Raw genomic sequence first — 19,658 nt, forward strand, 5'->3', positions numbered from 1 at the left:
TCCCGTCACCGGATCCCGTCTCCCGGCCTTCTGCGGTGGGCCCGGCTCAGCGCATAGGCTGCGGGCGGGAGCCGGACCAGGATCCGGCTTCCGCTCTGCATGTGCTCACATCTTGGAGGCGTACATGGCGGCATGGACGTGGCGGTTCGAGACGGCCGACGGGACGGAGGTCCAGCCCGCGGTCCAGCCCGAGGAGTTCACCACGCAAGGGGACGCCGAGTCCTGGATCGGGGAGCAGTGGAAGGACCTCCAGGCGGGCGGCACCGACCAGGTGCGGCTCTTCGAGGACTCCACCGAGATCTACGGCCCGATGAGCCTGCACGCCGAGGAGGCGGAGGCGGAGGCCGAGGCCGAGGCGGGGACCGAGGCCTGAGGGCCGGGGGGCGGGGGCGGCTCCGCCCCCGTCACTGCTCGCCCAGCGTCACCTCGGCGGTGCGCTCGTCGCCGTCGCGGGTGTACGTCACCTTCGTCCGGTCGCCCGGCCGCATCGACGCCAGCGCCTCGGACAGCGAGGTGATGGTGGTGATGTCCGTGTCCCCGAGCCCGACGATCACGTCCCCGGGCCGCAGCCCGGCGTCGTCGGCGGCCCCGCCGTCGCTCACCTCGACGACGGCCACCCCGGCCGGACGGAAGCCGTCGTCGACGACCGTACGGGCCGTGATGCCCAGCGCGGCCCGGCCCGAGTCGGTGACCTTGCCGTCCTCGACGATCTGCCCGGCCACCGTCGTCACCATCGACGCCGGGATCGCGAACCCGATGCCGGGCGCCGCGCTGTCGCCGAGGGCCGGATCGGTGGCCGCCAGCGTCGGGATGCCGATCACCTGACCGTCCAGGTTCACCAGGGCGCCCCCGCTGTTGCCGGGGTTGATGGCCGCCGACGTCTGCACCATGTTGGCGATGGTCGCGCCCGTGCCGCCCCCGCTGCTGCCCTCCGTCACGGTCCGCCCGGTCGCCGACACGATGCCCTGCGTGACACTGGACGACAGGCCGAGCGGCGAGCCCATCGCCAGCACGATCTGTCCGACCTCGACCTTCGCGGAGTCCCCGAAGCGGGCCGCCTTCATGCCCTCGGGCACCTTGTCCAGCTTGATGACGGCCAGGTCCTGCTCCGGGTACGAGGAGACCAGCTTCGCGGTCAGGGTGCCCTCCGCGCGGGCCGTCGTCACCCGGAACGACTTGGTGTCCCCGACGACGTGGGCGTTGGTGACGACGTGCCCCTTGTCGTCGTACACGATGCCCGACCCCAGCGAGTCGCCCGCCTGGATCTGGACGACCGACGGCAGTACGTCCTTGATCACCCGCTCGTAGTCGGCCTCCAGCTCACTGGCCGCGCGCGGCGCCGCGGCCTGCGCCGGGTCGCCCTCCCGCGCGCTCCCGGAGCCCCGGTCGGTGCCGGAACCGGCGTCGGAACAGCCGGTCGCGAGCAGCAGGGAGGAGAGCGGCACGGCCACCGAGGCGAGCAGACGGCGCGGACGGGCGCGGGAAGTGTCCATGGCCCGAGTCTCACCGTGCCCCCGGCACCCGGCCCCCGGTGAACACCCGAACGGGCGCCTGAGCCGGGCTGTCGGCCGTCTAGCCCCGCACCCCGCACAGGTGCAGCAGGGCCGCGACCGCGCGGTACGGGTCGGTCCGGCCGGCCCGCTCCTCGGCGGCCAGCAGGGCCTCGAAGTCGTCGGGCGGCGCGGTCCCGTCGGGCGCCGTGTCCGTGAAGACCCGTACGCCGTACCAGGTGTGCAGCGGGGCGCCGATGCCCGCGAGCTTCGCCGTCAGCGTCGACAGGCGGTCCGCGCGGACGTCGAGGCCCAGGCGGTCGCGGTAGTTCGTGGTGTCGAAGGCGGCCAGCGCGCCCGCCCAGTCGGCCCGCAGGCCGGGACGCAGCGCGAGCGCGTCGGCGTTGCGCACCACGAGCGAGAGCAGACCGCCGGGCGCGAGCATCCGCGCCAGCCCCGCGAGCAGGGGGTCGGGCTCCTCGACGTACATGAGCACGCCGTGGCACAGCACCACGTCGAAGCTGCCCGGCAGGAAGTGCACGCCGGTGTCCCGGCCGTCGCCCTCGATGATCCGCATCCGCTCCCGGATGCCCTCCGGCTGCCCGGCCAGCGCCTCGCGCGCCGCCGCGATCATGGTCGTGTCCCGCTCCACGCCGGTCACCTGGTGCCCGGCCCGGGCCAGCCGCAGCGCCTGGCCGCCCCGGCCCATCCCGACGTCCAGCACGCGCAGCCGCCTGCCCACGGCGAAGCGCCCGGCTATCTGCTCGTCCAGCTGCCGGGCCACCAGCTCCTGCCGTACGACGCCCCGAAGCCCGGACAGCCCCGCTGTCCAGGCCTCGGCCGCGTCCCCGGTGAACGGCGCCGTGCTCAGGGCCGCTCCCCACGCTTGACCTGGGGCTTGGGCAGCCGCAGCCGGCGCATCTGGAGCGAGCGCATCAGCGCGTACGCGACCGCACCGCGGCGGCGCTCGTCCGGGAAGCGCTCGGCGAGCCGCTTCTTCAGCCGGAAGCCGGTGACGATCGAGTCCAGCACGATCAGCACGATCACGACCAGCCACAGCAGCAGCGCGATGTTCTGCAGCGAAGCCACCCGGATCATGCTCAGCACGAGGATGATCACGGCCATCGGCAGGAAGTACTCCGCGATGTTGAACCGCGAGTCGACGAAGTCGCGCGCGAACTTGCGGACCGGGCCCTTGTCGCGGGCCGGCAGGTACCGCTCGTCGCCCTTCGCCAGCGCCTCGCGCTGGCGGGCCATTGCGGTCCGCCGCTCCTCGCGCTGCCGCTTGGCGGCGTCCTTGCGCGTCATCGGCGTATTGGCGACGCTGCGGCGCTGGGACTGGGCCGCACTGCGCTTGGGCGTGGGCCTGCCCTTCGGGGCCTGCGGGTCGCGGGGCTGCTTGGAGTCGGTCACCGGCGCGCTGACGGCGCTCTGGGCCTTCTCATCCTTGGCACGGCTTCGGAACACAAAACCCAAGGGTACGGGGTGCCGGGGTGTGGACCCCAGTCCGGTGGGGAACGATCCGGCAACGCCGGTCGTCTGTAAGTGGACAGAGCGGATGTTACAGAGCGGATGGTGCGTACAGCCCCGGACACCGGGACTTTCCGGACAACCCCGGGAAGCACCTACTCCCTGCGCCGGACGGGGAACGTACGCAGTCGTCCTTGGGGATGAGCGCATCCGTCCCCGAACAGTGCGGTAATGGATGCAGGGCCCGTACTGTGGGTTCTGTTGCAGTCGCTGGAGCTGGAGTCGGTCAGAAGGGGGCGCGCGAAGCCCATGAGCGGTGTCATGAAGCGTATGGGGATGATCTTCCGCGCGAAGGCCAACAAGGCCCTTGACCGGGCCGAGGACCCGCGCGAGACCCTCGATTACTCGTACCAGAAACAGCTGGAGCTGCTGCAGAAGGTGCGCCGCGGCGTCGCCGACGTGGCGACCAGCCGCAAGCGACTGGAGCTTCAGCTCAACCAGCTCCAGTCCCAGTCGGGCAAGCTGGAGGACCAGGGCCGCAAGGCGCTGGCGCTGGGCCGCGAGGACCTGGCCCGCGAGGCGCTCTCCCGGCGCGCGGCACTCCAGCAGCAGGTCACCGACCTGGAGACGCAGCACGCCACGCTCCAGGGCGAGGAGGAGAAGCTCACTCTGGCGGCCCAACGCCTCCAGGCCAAGGTGGACGCCTTCCGCACGAAGAAGGAGACCATCAAGGCCACCTACACGGCGGCCCAGGCGCAGACCCGGATCGGCGAGGCGTTCTCCGGCATCTCCGAGGAGATGGGCGACGTCGGCCTGGCCATCCAGCGCGCCGAGGACAAGACCGCCCAGCTCCGGGCCCGGGCCGGCGCCATCGACGAGCTGCTCGCCTCCGGCGCCCTCGACGACCAGTCCGGCATGCACAAGGACGACATCCAGGCCGAGCTGGACCGGCTCTCCGGTGGTACGGATGTAGAGCTGGAACTGCAGCGCATGAAGGCCGAGCTGGCCGGGGGCTCCACCGCCGACCGCCAGGCCATCGAGGGCGGCCAGGGACAGGGCCAGGCCCCGTCGCAGTCGCAGCAGCAGCCGCAGGACACCCCGCGCTTCGACAAGCAGTAGCCCCACGCCTAGGAGGGCCGACATGATCGTACGGATCATGGGGGAGGGACAGCTGACGCTGGCCGACGGCCGGCTCGGTGAGCTGAACAAGCTGGACGACGAACTCCTGGCCGAGATGGAGAACGGCGACGGGCCCGGCTTCCGCGCGACCCTCCAGGCCCTCCTGGCCAAGGTCCGCGAACTGGGCGAGCCCCTCCCGGACGACAGCCTGGAGCCTTCCGACCTCATCCTCCCGTCCCCGGACGCCACCCTGGAGGAGGTCCGGGAACTCCTGAGCGACGACGGCCTGATCCCGGGGGGCACCTGACGAACGCGGGCGACCGCAACCGGTCCGTAGGACACGGCCACTGCGGCTACCGTAAAAAACCGTGACCACCCTCGCGAGAGCCCGCTGCGTCTTCGGCGCCCACCCCTCCGCCATGGACACCGCCCTCGCCCTGGCCGTCCTGGTCTGCATGGTCGCCGGCTCCTTCGTCGACCCGCACGGCCCGGAGGGCGTCAGCTGGGGCCTGCGCACCCCCGACGCGCTCAGCCTCGCCCTGATGACCGCCGGCGCCGCGGCGCTCGCCTTCCGCCGGCGGGTGCCGATGGCGGTCCTCGTCGTCACCGGCGGTGTCTCCGTCGTCGAGAGCGTCACCGGTGACCCGCGCGCCCCGGTCGTCATGTCCGCCGTCATCGCCCTCTACACCGTCGCCGCCTCCACCGACCGGCACACCACCTGGCGGGTCGGCCTGCTCACCATGACGGTGCTCACCGGCGCCGCCATGCTGGCCGGACCCCTGCCCTGGTACGCGCAGGAGAACCTCGCCGTCTTCGCCTGGACCGGCATCGGCGCCACCGCGGGGGACGCCGTCCGCAGCCGCCGCGCCTTCGTGCAGGCCATCCGGGACCGGGCGGAGAAGGCCGAGCGCACCCGGGAGGAGGAGGCGCGCCGCCGGGTCGCCGAGGAACGGCTGCGCATCGCCCGCGACCTGCACGACGTCGTCGCCCACCACATCGCCCTGGTCAACGTGCAGGCGGGGGTCGCCTCGCACGTCATGGACAAGCGGCCGGACCAGGCCAAGGAGGCGCTCGCCCACGTACGGGAGGCCAGCCGGAGCGCGCTGGACGAACTGCGGGCCACCGTCGGGCTGCTCCGCCAGTCCGGCGACCCGGAGGCGCCGACCGAGCCCGCCCCGGGCCTGGCCCGCCTCGGTGAACTCGTGGGCACCTTCCACCACGCCGGGCTGCGGATCGAGGTGGCCCGCACCGACCAGGGCACCGAGCTGCCCGCCGCCGTCGACCTGGCCGCCTACCGCATCATCCAGGAGGCGCTGACCAATGTGCAGAAGCACGCGGGGCGACAGGCGAAAGCGGAGGTCAGCGTCGTGCGGGTGGGGCCGAACATCGAGGTGACGGTGCTCGACGACGGCATCACCGAGGGCGAGGCCGCCGACACCCCCGCCGAGGGCGGCGGGCACGGTCTGCTCGGCATGCGCGAGCGCGTCACCGCCGTGCGCGGCACCCTCACCACCGGTCCCCGCTACGGAGGCGGTTTCCGCGTGCATGCGATCCTTCCGGTCAAGAACCGCACCGACGCCGCCACCGACGCCACCAAGGACCCCGTATGACGATCCGTGTCCTGCTCGCCGACGACCAGGCGCTGCTGCGCAGCGCCTTCCGGGTGCTGGTCGACTCCGAGCCCGACATGGAGGTGGTGGGGGAGGCGTCCGACGGCGCGGAGGCGGCCCGGCTGGCCGCCGAGCGGCGGGCCGACGTGGTGCTGATGGACATCCGGATGCCCGGCACGGACGGTCTCGCCGCCACCCGCATGATCAGCGCCGACCCGTCCCTCGCCCACGTCCGCGTGGTCATACTGACCACCTTCGAGGTCGACGACTACGTGGTGCAGTCGCTGCGCGCCGGTGCCTCCGGCTTCCTGGGCAAGGGCTCGGAGCCCGAGGAGCTGCTCAGCGCGATCCGGGTCGCGGCCGGCGGCGAGGCACTGCTGTCGCCGACCGCCACCAAGGGGCTGATCGCCCGTTTCCTGGCCCAGCAGGACACGGCCGACGCGGAACGCGACCCGGCCCGCGCCGAGCGTCTCGAGTCGCTGACCGTGCGGGAGCGCGAGGTGCTGGTCCAGGTCGCCGGCGGGCACTCCAACGACGAGATCGCCGAGCGCCTCGAGGTCAGCCCGCTCACCGTGAAGACCCATGTGAACCGGGCCATGGCCAAGCTGGGCGCCCGCGACCGCGCACAGCTGGTCGTCATCGCGTACGAATCCGGACTGGTACGTCCAAGGGTGGAGTGACCTCTACCCGCGTGTACTGCGGAGGGAGTAGGCGCGGGATAAGGAAATGGACCTGGGGCCTAGGGATGGGGGGCCGTCCATGGCTCAGGGTGTTGGGGTGGGCGCTCACCTGTGTCGCCCGCGACCGGCGCTGCCATGTGCCCCGTCCCCCGCTCGGCCACAGAAGAGAGACCCTGATCCATGTCCTGGCTGTCGAGATTCAGCCTCGCGCAACGGGCCCTGATAGGGCTCATGTCGATCGTCGCGCTCGTCTTCGGGGCGATCGCGATCCCCCAGCTCAAGCAGCAGCTGCTGCCCACCATCGAACTGCCCATGGTGTCGGTGCTGGCCCCGTACCAGGGAGCCTCGCCGGACGTGGTCGAGAAGCAGGTCGTCGAGCCGATCGAGGACAGCCTCGAGGCCGTCGACGGGATCTCGGGCGTCACCTCCACGGCCAGTGAGGGCAACGCCGTCATCATGGCGTCCTTCGACTACGGACCGAACACCCAGCAGCTGGTCGCCGACGTCCAGCAGGCCGTGAACCGGGCCCGCGCCCAGCTCCCGGACGACGTGGACCCGCAGGTCATCTCCGGTTCGACGGACGACATCCCGACCGTCGTCCTCGCCGTGACCTCGGACAAGGACCAGCAGGCGCTGGCCGACCAGCTCGACAAGACGGTCGTCTCCGAGCTGAAGGACATCGACGGGGTCGCCCAGGTCGTGGTCGACGGCGTCCGCGACGTCCAGGTCACCGTCACGCCGGACCCGGCGAAGCTGGCCGCGGCCGGGGTGAGCCCCCAGGTGCTCGCCCAGTCCCTCCAGGCGGGCGGCGCGACCGTCCCGGCCGGGTCCTTCGACGAGGGCGGCGCCAACCGCACCGTCCAGGTCGGCGGCGGCTTCACCTCGATCAAGCAGATCCAGGACCTCATGGTCACCGGCGAGGGCGTCGACAAGCCGGTCCGCCTCGGCGACGTCGCCACCGTCAAGGAGGAGGAGGCCAAGGCCGACTCCCTCACCCGCACCAACGGCAAGCCGTCCCTCGCGGTGGCCGTGACGATGGACCACGACGGCAGCGCGGTCTCCATCTCGAACGCCGTCGAGGACAAGCTCCCCGGCCTGCGCGAGCAGCTCGGCTCCGGCGCGACCCTCACCGTCGTCAGCGACCAGGGCCCGGCGGTCTCCAAGGCCATCTCGGGCCTGACCACGGAGGGCGGGCTCGGCCTGCTCTTCGCCGTGCTGGTCATCCTGGTCTTCCTGGCGTCGATCCGCTCCACCCTGGTCACCGCGGTCTCCATCCCGCTGTCGGTGGTGCTGGCGCTGATCGTCCTGTGGACGCGCGACCTGTCGCTCAACATGCTGACGCTGGGCGCGCTGACCATCGCCATCGGCCGCGTCGTCGACGACTCGATCGTGGTCCTGGAAAACATCAAGCGGCACCTCGGCTACGGCGAGGAGCGCAAGGACGCCATCCTGGGCGCCGTCCGCGAGGTCGCCGGAGCGGTCACCTCGTCCACCCTCACCACGGTCGCCGTGTTCCTGCCGATCGGGCTGGTCGGCGGCATGGTCGGCGAGCTGTTCGGCTCCTTCAGCCTCACCGTCACCGCGGCGCTGCTGGCCTCCCTGCTGGTGTCGCTGACGGTCGTCCCGGTGCTGTCGTACTGGTTCCTGCGGCCCCCGAAGGGCACGCCCGAGGACGCGGCCGAGGCCCGCAGGCTGGCCGAGGAGAAGGAGGCCAAGAGCCGCCTCCAGCGCTTCTACGTCCCCGTCCTGCGCTTCGCCACCCGCCGCCGGCTGACCAGCGTCGCCATCGCGATCGTCGTCCTGGTCGGCACCTTCGGCATGGCGCCGCTGCTGAAGACCAACTTCTTCGACCAGGGCGAGCAGAAGGTCCTCAGCATCAAGCAGGAGCTGAAGCCCGGTACGAGCCTCGGTGCGACCGACGAGCAGGCCAAGAAGGTCGAGAAGCTGCTCGGCGACACCGAGGGCGTCAAGGACTTCCAGGTCACCATCGGTTCGTCGGGCTTCATGGCCGCCTTCGGCGGCGGCACGGACACCAACCAGGCCTCGTACCAGCTGATGCTGGAGGACTCGGCGAACGCCGACGACGTCCAGGACCACATCGAGGACGGGCTGGCGAAGCTCGACGGCATCGGCACCACCACCATCGCCGCCGGTGACGGCTTCGGCAGCCAGGACCTGAGTGTCGTCGTCAAGGCGGCCGACGCGCAGGTGCTCCGTGAGGCCGCCGAGCAGGTCCGCAAGACGGTCGCCGGCCTCGACGACGTCACCGACGTCACCAGCGACCTGGCGCAGAGCGTGCCGCGCATCTCGGTCAAGGCCAACGCCAAGGCAGCCGGGGCCGGCTTCACCGACCAGACCCTCGGCGCGGCCGTCGCCCAGGCGGTGCGCGGCACCCCGGCCGCCAAGGCGACCCTGGACGACACCGAGCGCGACGTGGTCATCAGGTCGGCCCGGCCCGCCGAGACGATCGCCGAGCTGAAGGCGCTGAACCTGGGCCCGGTCGAGCTCGGTGACATCGCCACCGTGCAGCTGGTGGACGGACCGGTGTCGATGACCCGCATCGACGGGCAGCGCGCGGCCACCATCACCGCCAAGCCGACCGGCGACAACACCGGCGCGGTCGGCGCGGACCTCCAGTCGAAGATCGACGGACTGGACCTGCCGGCCGGTGCCACGGCCGAGATCGGCGGAGTCACGGCGGACCAGGACGAGGCCTTCGTCAACCTGGGCCTCGCCATGCTCGCGGCGATCGCCATCGTGTTCATGCTGCTGGTCGGCACCTTCCGGTCGCTGGCCCAGCCGCTGATCCTGCTGGTGTCCATCCCGTTCGCGGCGACCGGCGCGATCGGCCTGCTGATCGTCACCGGCACCCCGATGGGCGTCCCGGCGATGATCGGCATGCTGATGCTGATCGGCATCGTGGTCACCAACGCCATCGTGCTGATCGACCTGATCAACCAGTACCGCAAGCAGGGCTACGGCGTCGTCGAGGCCGTGATCGAGGGTGGCCGCCACCGTCTGCGGCCCATCCTCATGACGGCCCTGGCGACGATCTTCGCCCTGCTCCCGATGGCGCTGGGCGTCACCGGCGAGGGCGGCTTCATCGCCCAGCCGCTCGCGGTGGTCGTGATCGGCGGTCTGATCACGTCGACGCTGCTGACCCTGCTCCTGGTCCCGACGCTCTACGCGATGCTGGAGCTGCGCAAGGAGCGGCGGGCGAAGAAGCGGGCCGCGAAGAAGGGCCTGCCCGAGCAGTCGCAGCCCTCGGAGGAACCGGAGCCGGCCCAGGTCTGACACCCGCCGGTACGACGAAGGGCGCCCTCGTGGACTCTCCACGGGGGCGCCCTTCGCGACTCCTCAGTGCTCACACAGGGAGAACTCGCGCTCGTAGAGCTGCTCGTTGTGCTCGTCGACGAAGAACTTGCGTTCCCGCATGAGCTGTTCGCGATACTCCTTGGCCTCGTCCAGCGTCATGGTCGAGGTGTCGGACCACGGCTGCTGCGGCGGCACGTCGGAGGTCGAGACGATCGTCTCCGACGGGTCGACCAGGAAGAACGCCAGAATCTTGCGATGCCCCGGGCGGCTGGGGTCAGCGAGGCGGAACGGGCCGACGCGGTGCTGCAGGACGTTCGGGAAGGCCAGGCAGCGGCCCGCCGGGGTCGACGCCGATCCCAGCACCTGGTTCAGCGCGTCCTCGTTCTCCAGGCCGTAGACCTCACGCAGACCGTTGTGGTCGTTCTGCTCGTAGGAGGGGTCGTCGAGCGCCGCCCGGAAAGCCAGCCGGCTCTCGGTGATGTTCTCGCTGTCCCAGTAGTAGATGCCGGTGGAGACGATCCGCTCGTTCAGCATCCCCTCGACATGCCACGAACCTCCCGCGTACTCGGGCTTGTCCGGGGTGAGGTGCACGGTGGCGAGCTTGACGACGACCTGGAGACGGCGGCCGCGCAGATCGACGCGGGCGGACTCGTCGGGCACCTCGGGCGGGGTGAAGTCCGGGGCGTCGGGGACGACCGGGCGGCGGTTCTCCCACCAGTCGTCCTGGGCCTCTTCGTAGGCCAGGACGGCCTCTTCGTAGGCGCTCTCGTCACTGAAGGCGTCCTCGTCCGGATACTCCGGCTCCGAGTCGTACCACCCGTAGGGGTCGGCCTCGATCCGCAGGGCTCGCGGATGGCGCAGGTCGGTCAGCACGTTCTCCAGCAGCGGGCGCATGCGCGCGAACAGGTCCGGGAGGACACCGGCCAGTTCGCGATGGGTCTCCGGGTGGACGTTGTTCACGTACGAACGGAAGGTGACGGCGCCGTCCGCACTGACGTCGGCGTCGGTGGGCAGCCACTGGAACCGCTCCGAGAACTCGTGCCGGGAATACCGGTCCGTCGGATTCCGCCAAGCCCGCTCGGGCGCGCCACTCACCTCCCTCACCAGGCAGAACAGTGAGGGATGCACCAGATCCAGTACCTGGCCGCCGGATCCGGGGTGCCAGTCCCGGTCCGCTTCGGGGACCTGCTCCAGCACCCGGACCGCCTCGCGCAGCCGGGACCTGAGCGCGTCGTCGACCAGGGTGTCCGACTGCCACACCCCGTCGACGGCGGACACCTCGATGCCGGTCCGTCCGTCCCGCAGCGCGGCGTAGTGCGCGAGTTCGGCGAGGACGTAGCGGACCTGCGCCTCGGTGAGGCCCTGGTCGACGGCTTCCCGCGTCCACCTGGCCACTATCTCGGGGTCGTTCCTCTTGTCGTACCACCCGGGCTTCGCCCGGATATGGGCACTGCACCGCATCATCTGCAGTTCCCGCAGTGTCCGGGGGGTCGCGAACGCTGTGGAGCGAGAAGCGTGAAAGGGCAGCGGGAAAGCGGACAGGCCGGTCAACTCCGGATCCTCCCAGTCGGGTGTGCGGCGGCCGGAAGCCTACGGCAGCGCACTGACACCGGTGTCGGGGAGGCGGCGCGGCATGCGGGCCTGGCGCGTCAGTGCCCGGACAGCGCGGCGATGCCGCCGAACAGCACGACCGCCATGAGGATCACCAGAGCCAGCAGCACCCCCATGCAGAATCCGCACCCCTGCCCCGCCCCGCGGCCGAACGAACCGCCGTCCCCGCCGGGAACCTGCCCCTGACCTGCCATGACAGCCCTCCACTCTCTCCCGGACCTCACCGTCGCACAGGCGTCCCCGCGAGCCAACGAGTCGGCCGAAGGTGTGCGCTCAGCGCCTGACCTTCCTGCGCGAATCGAGAAGACCGACGTGGAACGAGAAGACGGAGAAGGGCCCCGTCCGATCACCGGAGCGGTGATCGGACGGGGCCCTCGCGCGCAGGGGAGCGGGTTACGGCAGCGCCAGCATCCGCTCCAGCGCCAGCTTGGCGAACGCCTCCGTCTCCTTGTCGACCTCGATGCGGTTGACCAGGGTGCCCTCGGCCAGCGACTCCAGCGTCCAGACCAGGTGCGGGAGGTCGATGCGGTTCATGGTCGAGCAGAAGCAGACCGTCTTGTCGAGGAAGACGATCTCCTTGTCCTCGGCGGCGAAACGGTTCGCCAGTCGCCGGACCAGGTTCAGCTCGGTCCCGATGGCCCACTTGGAACCGGCCGGGGCCGCCTCCAGGGCCTTGATGATGTACTCGGTCGAGCCGACGTAGTCCGCCGCCGCGACGACCTCGTGCTTGCACTCGGGGTGCACCAGGACGTTCACGCCCGGTATGCGCTCCCGCACGTCGTTCACCGAGTCGAGGCTGAAGCGGCCGTGCACCGAGCAGTGACCCCGCCACAGGATCATCTTCGCGGCGCGCAGCTCCTCGGCCGTCAGCCCGCCGTTCGGCCGGTGCGGGTTGTAGACGACGCAGTCCTCCAGGGACATGCCCAGGTCCCGCACCGCCGTGTTGCGGCCGAGGTGCTGGTCCGGCAGGAAGAGGACCTTCTCGCCCTGCTCGAAGGCCCAGTTCAGGGCGCGCTCGGCGTTGGAGGAGGTGCAGATGGTGCCACCGTGCTTGCCGGTGAACGCCTTGATGTCCGCGGACGAGTTCATGTACGACACGGGCACCACCTGCTCGGCGATCCCGGCCTCGGTCAGCACGTCCCAGCACTCGGCGACCTGCTCGGCGGTGGCCATGTCCGCCATGGAACAGCCGGCCGCCAGGTCGGGCAGGACCACCTTCTGGTCGTCCGAGGTCAGGATGTCGGCCGACTCCGCCATGAAGTGCACACCGCAGAAGACGATGTACTCGGCCTCCGGGCGCGCGGCCGCGTCCCGGGCCAGCTTGAAGGAGTCGCCCGTGACGTCGGCGAACTGGATGACCTCGTCACGCTGGTAGTGGTGACCGAGGACGAAGACCTTGTCACCGAGCTTCTCCTTGGCCGCGCGGGCGCGGGCGACCAGGTCCGGGTCGGAGGGCGAGGGCAGGTCGCCGGGGCACTCCACACCGCGCTCGCTCCTCGGGTCGGCCTCGCGGCCGAGCAGCAGCAGGGCGAGGGGCGTCGGCTGTACGTCGAGCTCCTGGGTTTGGGCGGTGGTCACGACACGCACCCTTTCTACTTATCGTCGACCCTTTTCGTCGAACTGACGCTATATATCATAACCGGTTCACGTCACTTTGACGATGCCGATAGTGTCGGTGTGACGTGAATCCCGGTGCGAATCGCGGTGTCCGAGCAGCCGCTGCCCACAGCCCCTGACCCTCGGCGGGGGCGTGTGCGAGCATGAAGGGAACGCCGAGGACAAAGACTCGGCTCCGCCCGGAATGAATCCGCGGCTCCGTCGGTTGAAACCGTCGGCAAGCAGTCTCCGTACAACCCGGGAGAGATGTAGATGTCCGTATCGGACGAGACCACCACCGTCACCGACGGCATCATCCTGACCGACGCCGCCGCGTCGAAGGTCAAGGCGCTGCTCGACCAGGAAGGCCGTGACGACCTCGCGCTGCGCGTCGCCGTCCAGCCCGGCGGCTGCTCCGGCCTGCGGTACCAGCTCTTCTTCGACGAGCGCTCGCTCGACGGCGACGTGGTCAAGGACTTCGGCGGCGTCAAGGTCACCACCGACCGCATGAGCGCCCCGTACCTCGGCGGTGCCACCATCGACTTCGTGGACACGATCGAGAAGCAGGGCTTCACGATCGACAACCCGAACGCGACGGGTTCCTGCGCCTGCGGCGACTCCTTCAGCTGACGGGTGGCGCCGCCGCGCGGCACCGAGCGTGAGAAGGGCGGTGGCCCGGGGATTCCTCCCCGGGCCACCGCCCTTCTGCCGCGTCTGCCCCCGGCCGTGGACGTCACCGGCCCGCGGACGGAGCCGGCAGCCGCGCGCCCGGCTTGTGCACGGGGATGTCCTTGCCGTCCGAGCCCACGACCGTCCGGTCGCCGAGCGGCTCGTCCAGCGGCACCGTCCGCTCGTACTCCTTGGCGATCAGGATGCAGACCTTGTCCGGGTGCGGGGTCTCGGTCACCGTGACGGTCACCTTCCCGCCGCTCTCCCGGGCCTCGGCGGCGTAGTCGGAGCACACCCCGCCCGTGAAGTGCACGGTCAGCTCACCGTCGGCGGCCGTGTAGCCGCTCACCCGCACGTCCCGCGGCTCGCCGGGCTTCGAGGCGGGCTCGTCGGACGGGGCCGGGGACGGCTCGGCGGGGGCCGCGGTGGTCAGGTACTCCGGCTCGACCGCCGGGTACGTGACCGTGACGGCGTCGTCCGCGCCCGGCGCCCGCACCTCGAACAGCCAGGACGGCACCAGCGTCTGGCGGCCCCGCACCGGATGCGCGGCCAGCCCGAACACGGCGTCCTCGACGGTGGCGACCTGCTTCTTCCCCGTCCCGGGCCGCTCCGGAGCGCCGGTCGGCGGCGCGCACGGCGGGTCCGCGCGGTCCTCGTGCGGTACGGGGCCGGTGCAGCCGCCGATGCCGCCGGCACCTCCGGTGTCCGCCCCGGTCCCGGCACCCGGCGCGTTCAGCAGCGCCAGCGTCTTCTCGGCGTCCAGGACGGGATACGTGTCCCCCTTGACCGGCGCCTTCACCTGGCCGCTGCCGCCGACCACCTCGCCCCGCGCGTCGACGACGACTCCGGTCGTCCAGCCGTACGTGGGCAGCCCGCCCACCGCGGGTTCCGCGTTCACGGCCCGCCGGGCACCCATGACCTGGCTCGCGTCCAGCTTGGCGTCGTCCTGGCCCAGTGCCTTCAGCACCGGCGTCGCCGCCTTCTTCGCGGCCGTCTCGCCCACCGGGTCCCCGTCGGCGGCGGGGCCCTTGCAGACGGCGCCCTTCTTGCAGTTGTCGGTGCCGGGTGCGTAGCGGTGGAAGGTCCAGGTGCCCGGCGCCTGCCGGCTCACCGTGAGCAGGGGCCCGGAACCGTCCGCCGCGTTGCCCACCTTCCACGCCTCGCCCTGGGTGCGGGGCGCGCCCTCGACGCCCAGGGCCTCGGCCAGCCGGGCCACCTCGGCCTCGGTGACGTCGCCCTCCGCCCGGTACACCGGCGCCGAGCCGGGCCCCTCGGGGAGCGGCCCGTCGGCCCGGTAGGTGACGCCGTACGGGTCGGGCTCGCCCGGCGCGATGCCGTTCGAGCCGCCCTCCGGGGACGGCGCCCCGTGGTCGTCGAGAGGGAGCGGCGGGGGAGTGTCGTCGCCCGAGGCCCCGGACGCCGTACCGCCGTCCGCGTCGTCCCCGGTGGCGGAGGTGGCCAGGTAGGCGCCGCCGCCACCCAGCAGCAGTACGGCGGCGGCGACCGACGCGACCGCGACCGCCCGGGGGCGCCGCCGCGCGGGACGCCCGCCACCGGCCTCGTCGGCGGCGACGGCGTCGTCGTTGTCGGGTCGCTCGGTGTTCACCGCATCGCTCCTTCTGCTGCTACTGGGGACAGCGGTGGGACGCGGTGGGGCGGGATCCGGTTCCCGGTGACGGCGCGCGTCGCCCGAACGGCCCAGGGACCGCCCAAGGGCGCTCAGTCGCCGTAGTCCGACATCGCGTCCAGCAGCCGGGCCGAGGCCGGCGGCACCCGGACGCCGTGGATGAGGGTGAGAGGCACCGGCCGGGGGGAGACGTGGTCCGGCGCCGACCAGCGCGGGGTCATCCGGGCGCAGTCACCGCGCAGCGACGCCAGGTCGCCGTCCAGGTCGGCCGGAGCGGGGTCGGCGGTTCTCAGGTTCGTCATAAGAGAACCGTAGGCACGTCCCGTACCGCGAAGAAAGTTGTACTACCGGGTAGTTTCGCCTGCTTCAGCCTGGCGGCGCCGCCGGGTAGCGTGAACCGTCAACCCGCCTCCCCTCAGGAGAGAGTCCACGCCGTGCGCATCGCAGTCACCGGCTCCATCGCCACCGACCACCTCATGACCTTCCCCGGCCGCTTCTCGGACCAGCTCGTCGCGGACCAGCTGCACACGGTCTCGCTCTCCTTCCTGGTCGACCAGCTGGACGTACGCCGGGGCGGCGTCGCCGCGAACATCGCCTTCGGCATGGGTCAGCTCGGCACCCGGCCGGTCCTGGTCGGCGCGGCGGGCGCGGACTTCGACGAGTACCGGGCCTGGCTCGACCGGCACGGCGTCGACACCGACTCGGTCCGCATCTCCGAGACCCTGCACACCGCCCGCTTCGTCTGCACCACCGACGCCGACCACAACCAGATCGGCTCCTTCTACACGGGCGCGATGAGCGAGGCCCGCCTCATCGAGCTGAAGACCGTGGCCGACCGGGTGGGCGGCCTCGACCTGGTCTCCATCGGCGCCGACGACCCGGAGGCGATGCTCCGGCACACGGAGGAGTGCCGCACGCGGTCCATCCCCTTCGCCGCGGACTTCTCCCAGCAGATCGCCCGGATGAACGGCGACGAGATCCGGATACTGCTGGACGGGGCGACCTACCTCTTCTCCAACGAGTACGAGAAGGGGCTCATCGAGACCAAGACCGGCTGGAGCGACGCCGAGATCCTCGACCGCGTCGGGCACCGCGTCACCACCCTCGGCGCGCGGGGCGTGCGCATCGAGCAGGCCGGCGGCGAGACCATCGAGGTCGGCGTCCCCGACGAGGAGCGCAAGGCCGACCCCACGGGCGTCGGCGACGCCTTCCGCGCGGGATTCCTCTCGGGACTGGCGTGGGGGGTCTCGCTGGAGCGGGCGGCGCAGGTCGGCTGCATGCTGGCGACCCTCGTCATCGAGACGGTGGGGACGCAGGAGTACCAGCTGCGGCGCGGACACTTCATGGAGCGGTTCACGAAGGCGTACGGGGACGAGGCCGCGGAGGAGGTTCGGGCGCACCTGGGCTGAAGCGGGGGCGACTGTTCGTCTGCCGCGCGAGGCGCGAGGCGCGTGGCCGGGTGCGGGTGCGTGGCGGGGTTGTTCGCGCCCACGCGGCGGAGCCGCACATCGACACAGCCCCGCGCCCCTGGGTGGCCTACCTGCTCCGGCGGACCAGGTAGGCCGTCCCCTTTTCCGCCTCCTCCTCGCCCACGTACTCCTGGCCCCGCATCTCGCACCACGCCGGGATGTCCAGGCGGGCCGCCTCGTCGTCGGAGAGGACGCGGACGGTGCCGCCCACGGGGACGTCGCCGATGACCTTGGCCAGTTCGATCACCGGAACGGGGCAGCGCCGGCCCAGCGCGTCCACGACGAGGTCGGGGCCGGCCGCGCGGACGGTCTCCGTCGCGGTCGGCGCCCCCAGCCTCTCGCGCACCGCGGCCACCGTGCCCGGCAGCACGTCCAGGAACCGCTCGACGTCCCCCTCCGTGGTCCCCGGCGGCAGCGACACCCGGACGTTGCCCTCGCTGAGCACCCCCATCGCCCTCAGGACATGGCTCGGCGTCAGCGTGCTGCTCGTGCAGGACGATCCGGAGGACACGGAGAAGCCGGCGCGGTCCAGCTCGTGCAGCAAGGTCTCCCCGTCGACATAGAGACACGAGAAGGTGACGATCCCGGGCAGCCGGCGCGACGGGTCGCCGACCACCTCCACGTCCGGTACCAGGACGGGCACCCGGTCCCGGATCCGCTCCGTCAGCTCCCGCAGCCGTACCGCCTCCGCCGCCGCCTCGGCCCGCACCGCCCGCAGCGACGCCGCCGCGGCCACGATCGCCGGCAGGTTCTCGAACCCGGGCGCCCGACCCGACTCCCGCTCGTCCCCGGGCCCTTGCGGCGCGTACCGGACCCCCTTGCGCACCACGAGCAGCCCCACCCCCGAGGGACCGCCCCACTTGTGCGCGCTGCCGGTGAGCAACGACCAGTCGCCCTCGACCCGGCCCCAGCCCAGCGACTGGGCCGCGTCCACCAGCAGCGGCACACCGGCGGCCCGGCAGGCCTCCGCCACCCGGGACACCGGCTGCTCGGTGCCCACCTCGTGGTTGGCCGACTGGAGACACGCCAGCGCGGTGTCCTCGCGCAGCGCCGCCGCGAACACCGCCGGGTCCACCGCGCCGGTCCGGTCGACGGGTACCCGCGTGACACTCCCGCCGTCGGCCTCGTGCGCCTCGGCCGCATGCAGTACGGAGGAGTGTTCGACCGCTGACACGATCAGGTGCCGTCCGACGCGCCGCCGCCCGGCCAGCGCCCCCGCCACCCCTGAATGCACCGCCCGTGTACCCGAAGGGGTGAACACCAACTCGTCCGGCCGGCACCCCACACACTCGGCCGCCGCCTCCCGAGCCGCATCCAGCAACAGCCGCGCCCGCCGCCCTTCCCGGTAGAGCCGAGCGGGGTCGGCCCACCCCTCGTCGAGGGACGCCAACAGCGCCTGCCGGGCAACGGGATGGAGGGGAGCAGCGGAAGCAGCATCGAAGTAGGCCACACAGCAACGCTAGAACGTCCGGTGCGGGAGCGCCCAAAGGGGCGCGGGGCTGTGACATGTGCGGCTCCGCCGCGCGGGCGCGACGACCCACGACGGACCGTCAGCCGCCGAACAACCCCAGGCCCCACCTCCGTAGGCCCCCATCCCACCCTTAAAGAGTGACCCCCGGCGCGTATGCCACCCTCCCCGCGACCCCCCGGAGGGCGTCGGCTAGGGTTTGGTCCGCATAAACATCAAACCCCTGCCCGACGCAGGGCGGCGACCGACCAGCGAGAAGGCAGGCCGCAGCCAACCGCGCGGGCGAGACTCTCGGGAAGGCGCTACGTGAGTCCCAACGGCTCCGACCGCTCGCCGCGGCGCCCGATGCGGCGGAAGCTGCTGCAGGCACTGACCGCGGGCCTGGTCCTGGCGACCGCCACCGGTTGCACATACGAGGACTTCCCCCGCCTCGGCATGCCCACCCCAACCACGGAAGAGGCTCCGCGGATCCTCTCCCTGTGGCAGGGCTCCTGGGCTGCCGCGCTGGCCACCGGCGTGCTGGTGTGGGGCCTGATCCTGTGGAGTGTCTTCTTCCACCGGCGCAGCCGCACCAAGGTCGAGGTCCCTCCGCAGACCAGGTACAACCTGCCCATCGAGGCGCTGTACACCATGGTTCCGCTCGTCATCGTCTCGGTGCTGTTCTACTTCACCGCGCGTGACGAGTCGGATCTCATGAGCCTCAAGAAGAAGCCCGACGTCACGGTCAACGTGGTCGGCTTCCAGTGGAGCTGGTGCTTCAACCACATCGAGGACGTCCCGGGCTCCACCGGGGACGCCAAGACCTCCAAGGAACTGGCCGGCATCCCGGACCGGTTCATCGAGGACTTCCCGGCCAACGCGGGCGGTGTCTACGACTGCGGTACCCCGGGCACCCGGAACCCGCAGACCAACAACCCGGGCCCGACCCTCTGGCTCCCCAAGGGCAAGACGGTCCGCTTCGTCCTGACCTCGCGTGACGTCATCCACTCCTTCTGGGTGGTGCCGTTCCTCATGAAGCAGGACGTCATCCCGGGCCACACCAACGCCTTCGAGGTGACCCCCAACAAGGAGGGGACCTTCCTGGGCAAGTGCGCCGAGCTGTGCGGCGTGGACCACTCCAGGATGCTGTTCAACGTCAAGGTCGTCTCCCCGGAGCGCTACGAGCAGCACCTCCAGGACCTCGCGAAGAAGGGGCAGACCGGTTACGTTCCCGCGGGCGTCGCGCAGACGAGCCACGAGAAGAACCGGGAGACGAACAACCTGTGAGCATCCTCAACGAACCCCAGGGTGCCTCGGCAGCGGAGGACTCGTACGAGAACGAGCTGCCGGTACGGCGCAAGCAGCCCGGTAACGTCGTGATCAAGTGGTTGACGACCACGGACCACAAGACGATCGGCACGATGTACCTGGTGACGTCGTTCGCGTTCTTCGTGATCGGCGGTGTGATGGCGCTGTTCATGCGCGCCGAGCTCGCCCGGCCCGGTCTGCAGATCATGTCGAACGAGCAGTTCAACCAGGCGTTCACGATGCACGG

19 protein-coding genes are annotated in these 19,658 nt (G+C 71.4%); 10 read left to right on the top strand and 9 right to left on the bottom strand.

All coding sequences use genetic code 11. From position 1 onward, the window contains the following. Nucleotides 1-124 precede the first annotated feature (124 nt). A complete protein-coding gene (locus tag ACZ6IM_RS04735; protein ID WP_052840234.1) occupies nt 125-373 on the top strand; it encodes a hypothetical protein in 249 nt (82 codons plus the stop codon). A 31-nt stretch (nt 374-404) separates the two neighbouring features. On the opposite strand, the gene ACZ6IM_RS04740 is transcribed toward ACZ6IM_RS04735, so the two are convergent. From ACZ6IM_RS04740 to ACZ6IM_RS04750, 3 genes are all read right to left on the bottom strand, one after another. Then, nucleotides 405-1,493, bottom strand: a complete 1,089-nt coding sequence (locus ACZ6IM_RS04740) for a S1C family serine protease (protein ID WP_469554218.1) — start codon at nt 1,491-1,493, stop codon at nt 405-407. Between the two features lie 79 nt (nt 1,494-1,572). Then, the gene (locus ACZ6IM_RS04745) at nt 1,573-2,274 is read right to left on the bottom strand and encodes a class I SAM-dependent methyltransferase (protein ID WP_052839885.1); all 702 of its coding nucleotides are present in this window, start codon (nt 2,272-2,274) and stop codon (nt 1,573-1,575) included. 83 nt (nt 2,275-2,357) lie between these two features. Next, entirely contained in the window at nt 2,358-2,996 is a 639-nt protein-coding gene (locus ACZ6IM_RS04750; protein ID WP_469554263.1) for a DUF3043 domain-containing protein, read from the bottom strand. A gap of 285 nt (nt 2,997-3,281) precedes the next feature. Here ACZ6IM_RS04750 and ACZ6IM_RS04755 point away from each other — a divergent pair, with 285 nt between their 5' ends. The 5 genes from ACZ6IM_RS04755 to ACZ6IM_RS04775 all read left to right on the top strand — a co-directional run bounded on the left by ACZ6IM_RS04755 (nt 3,282) and on the right by ACZ6IM_RS04775 (nt 9,663). Continuing rightward, nucleotides 3,282-4,079, top strand: a complete 798-nt coding sequence (locus ACZ6IM_RS04755; RefSeq protein WP_469554219.1) for a PspA/IM30 family protein — start codon at nt 3,282-3,284, stop codon at nt 4,077-4,079. Between the two features lie 22 nt (nt 4,080-4,101). Beyond that, entirely contained in the window at nt 4,102-4,386 is a 285-nt protein-coding gene (pspAA, locus tag ACZ6IM_RS04760) for a PspA-associated protein PspAA (protein WP_052839882.1), read from the top strand. Nucleotides 4,387-4,447: 61 nt separating this feature from the next. Further along, entirely contained in the window at nt 4,448-5,689 is a 1,242-nt protein-coding gene (locus tag ACZ6IM_RS04765) for a sensor histidine kinase (RefSeq protein WP_052839881.1), read from the top strand. Further along, nucleotides 5,686-6,369 carry a response regulator gene (locus tag ACZ6IM_RS04770; protein ID WP_052839880.1) on the top strand — a complete coding sequence of 228 codons (684 nt, stop codon included), beginning with the start codon at nt 5,686-5,688 and terminating at the stop codon, nt 6,367-6,369. The genes ACZ6IM_RS04765 and ACZ6IM_RS04770 overlap by 4 nt, the downstream gene beginning before the upstream one ends. A 180-nt stretch (nt 6,370-6,549) precedes the next feature. Beyond that, nucleotides 6,550-9,663, top strand: a complete 3,114-nt coding sequence (locus tag ACZ6IM_RS04775; RefSeq protein ID WP_469554222.1) for an efflux RND transporter permease subunit — start codon at nt 6,550-6,552, stop codon at nt 9,661-9,663. A 63-nt stretch (nt 9,664-9,726) separates the two neighbouring features. Here ACZ6IM_RS04775 and ACZ6IM_RS04780 read toward each other — a convergent pair whose 3' ends face one another. The 3 genes from ACZ6IM_RS04780 to nadA all read right to left on the bottom strand — a co-directional run bounded on the left by ACZ6IM_RS04780 (nt 9,727) and on the right by nadA (nt 12,873). Continuing rightward, entirely contained in the window at nt 9,727-11,235 is a 1,509-nt protein-coding gene (locus ACZ6IM_RS04780) for a DUF4246 domain-containing protein (RefSeq protein WP_469554223.1), read from the bottom strand. A gap of 98 nt (nt 11,236-11,333) precedes the next feature. Then, nucleotides 11,334-11,489 (bottom strand): hypothetical protein, encoded by a 156-nt coding sequence (locus ACZ6IM_RS04785; RefSeq protein WP_469554224.1) that lies wholly within the window; start codon nt 11,487-11,489, stop codon nt 11,334-11,336. A 199-nt stretch (nt 11,490-11,688) separates the two neighbouring features. Then, nucleotides 11,689-12,873 (bottom strand): quinolinate synthase NadA, encoded by a 1,185-nt coding sequence (gene nadA, locus ACZ6IM_RS04790; protein WP_469554225.1) that lies wholly within the window; start codon nt 12,871-12,873, stop codon nt 11,689-11,691. Between the two features lie 291 nt (nt 12,874-13,164). On the opposite strand from nadA, the gene ACZ6IM_RS04795 reads away from it, so the two are divergent. Continuing rightward, nucleotides 13,165-13,521, top strand: coding sequence for a HesB/IscA family protein (locus ACZ6IM_RS04795; protein ID WP_052839876.1), 357 nt, complete (start codon nt 13,165-13,167; stop codon nt 13,519-13,521). A gap of 103 nt (nt 13,522-13,624) precedes the next feature. Here ACZ6IM_RS04795 and ACZ6IM_RS04800 read toward each other — a convergent pair whose 3' ends face one another. Continuing rightward, nucleotides 13,625-15,166: a hypothetical protein gene (locus ACZ6IM_RS04800; protein WP_469554227.1), complete on the bottom strand. Its 1,542-nt coding sequence runs from the start codon at nt 15,164-15,166 to the stop codon at nt 13,625-13,627. A 113-nt stretch (nt 15,167-15,279) separates the two neighbouring features. Then, complete coding sequence (locus ACZ6IM_RS04805) at nt 15,280-15,489, bottom strand: hypothetical protein (RefSeq protein ID WP_052839874.1); 210 nt, start codon at nt 15,487-15,489, stop codon at nt 15,280-15,282. Nucleotides 15,490-15,621: 132 nt separating this feature from the next. Between ACZ6IM_RS04805 and ACZ6IM_RS04810 the strand changes: the two genes are divergently transcribed. Next, nucleotides 15,622-16,596, top strand: coding sequence for a carbohydrate kinase family protein (locus tag ACZ6IM_RS04810; protein ID WP_052839873.1), 975 nt, complete (start codon nt 15,622-15,624; stop codon nt 16,594-16,596). Nucleotides 16,597-16,723: 127 nt separating this feature from the next. Here ACZ6IM_RS04810 and ACZ6IM_RS04815 read toward each other — a convergent pair whose 3' ends face one another. Next, a complete protein-coding gene (locus tag ACZ6IM_RS04815) occupies nt 16,724-18,106 on the bottom strand; it encodes an aminotransferase class V-fold PLP-dependent enzyme (RefSeq protein ID WP_469554230.1) in 1,383 nt (460 codons plus the stop codon). A gap of 324 nt (nt 18,107-18,430) precedes the next feature. On the opposite strand from ACZ6IM_RS04815, the gene ctaC reads away from it, so the two are divergent. Both ctaC and ACZ6IM_RS04825 read left to right on the top strand, forming a co-directional pair. Next, complete coding sequence (gene ctaC, locus ACZ6IM_RS04820) at nt 18,431-19,390, top strand: aa3-type cytochrome oxidase subunit II (RefSeq protein ID WP_052839872.1); 960 nt, start codon at nt 18,431-18,433, stop codon at nt 19,388-19,390. Next, nucleotides 19,387-19,658 (top strand): cbb3-type cytochrome c oxidase subunit I (locus ACZ6IM_RS04825; protein ID WP_189750615.1); only part of this gene is annotated, 272 nt, incomplete at its 3' end. The genes ctaC and ACZ6IM_RS04825, both read left to right, overlap by 4 nt.

Source organism: Streptomyces sp. NPDC042336, assembly GCF_055581985.1.

Excerpts from the sequence above, each read along its gene's own strand:
- ACZ6IM_RS04785 (WP_469554224.1), bottom strand. The coding sequence starts at position 11,489 with ATGGCAGGTCAGGGGCAGGTTCCCGGCGGGGACGGCGGTTCGTTCGGC.
- ACZ6IM_RS04775 (WP_469554222.1), top strand. The coding sequence starts at position 6,550 with ATGTCCTGGCTGTCGAGATTCAGCCTCGCGCAACGGGCCCTGATAGGG.
- ACZ6IM_RS04795 (WP_052839876.1), top strand. The coding sequence starts at position 13,165 with ATGTCCGTATCGGACGAGACCACCACCGTCACCGACGGCATCATCCTG.
- ACZ6IM_RS04735 (WP_052840234.1), top strand. The coding sequence starts at position 125 with ATGGCGGCATGGACGTGGCGGTTCGAGACGGCCGACGGGACGGAGGTC.
- pspAA (WP_052839882.1), top strand. The coding sequence starts at position 4,102 with ATGATCGTACGGATCATGGGGGAGGGACAGCTGACGCTGGCCGACGGC.
- ACZ6IM_RS04755 (WP_469554219.1), top strand. The coding sequence starts at position 3,282 with ATGAAGCGTATGGGGATGATCTTCCGCGCGAAGGCCAACAAGGCCCTT.
- ACZ6IM_RS04740 (WP_469554218.1), bottom strand. The coding sequence starts at position 1,493 with ATGGACACTTCCCGCGCCCGTCCGCGCCGTCTGCTCGCCTCGGTGGCC.
- ACZ6IM_RS04770 (WP_052839880.1), top strand. The coding sequence starts at position 5,686 with ATGACGATCCGTGTCCTGCTCGCCGACGACCAGGCGCTGCTGCGCAGC.
- ACZ6IM_RS04805 (WP_052839874.1), bottom strand. The coding sequence starts at position 15,489 with ATGACGAACCTGAGAACCGCCGACCCCGCTCCGGCCGACCTGGACGGC.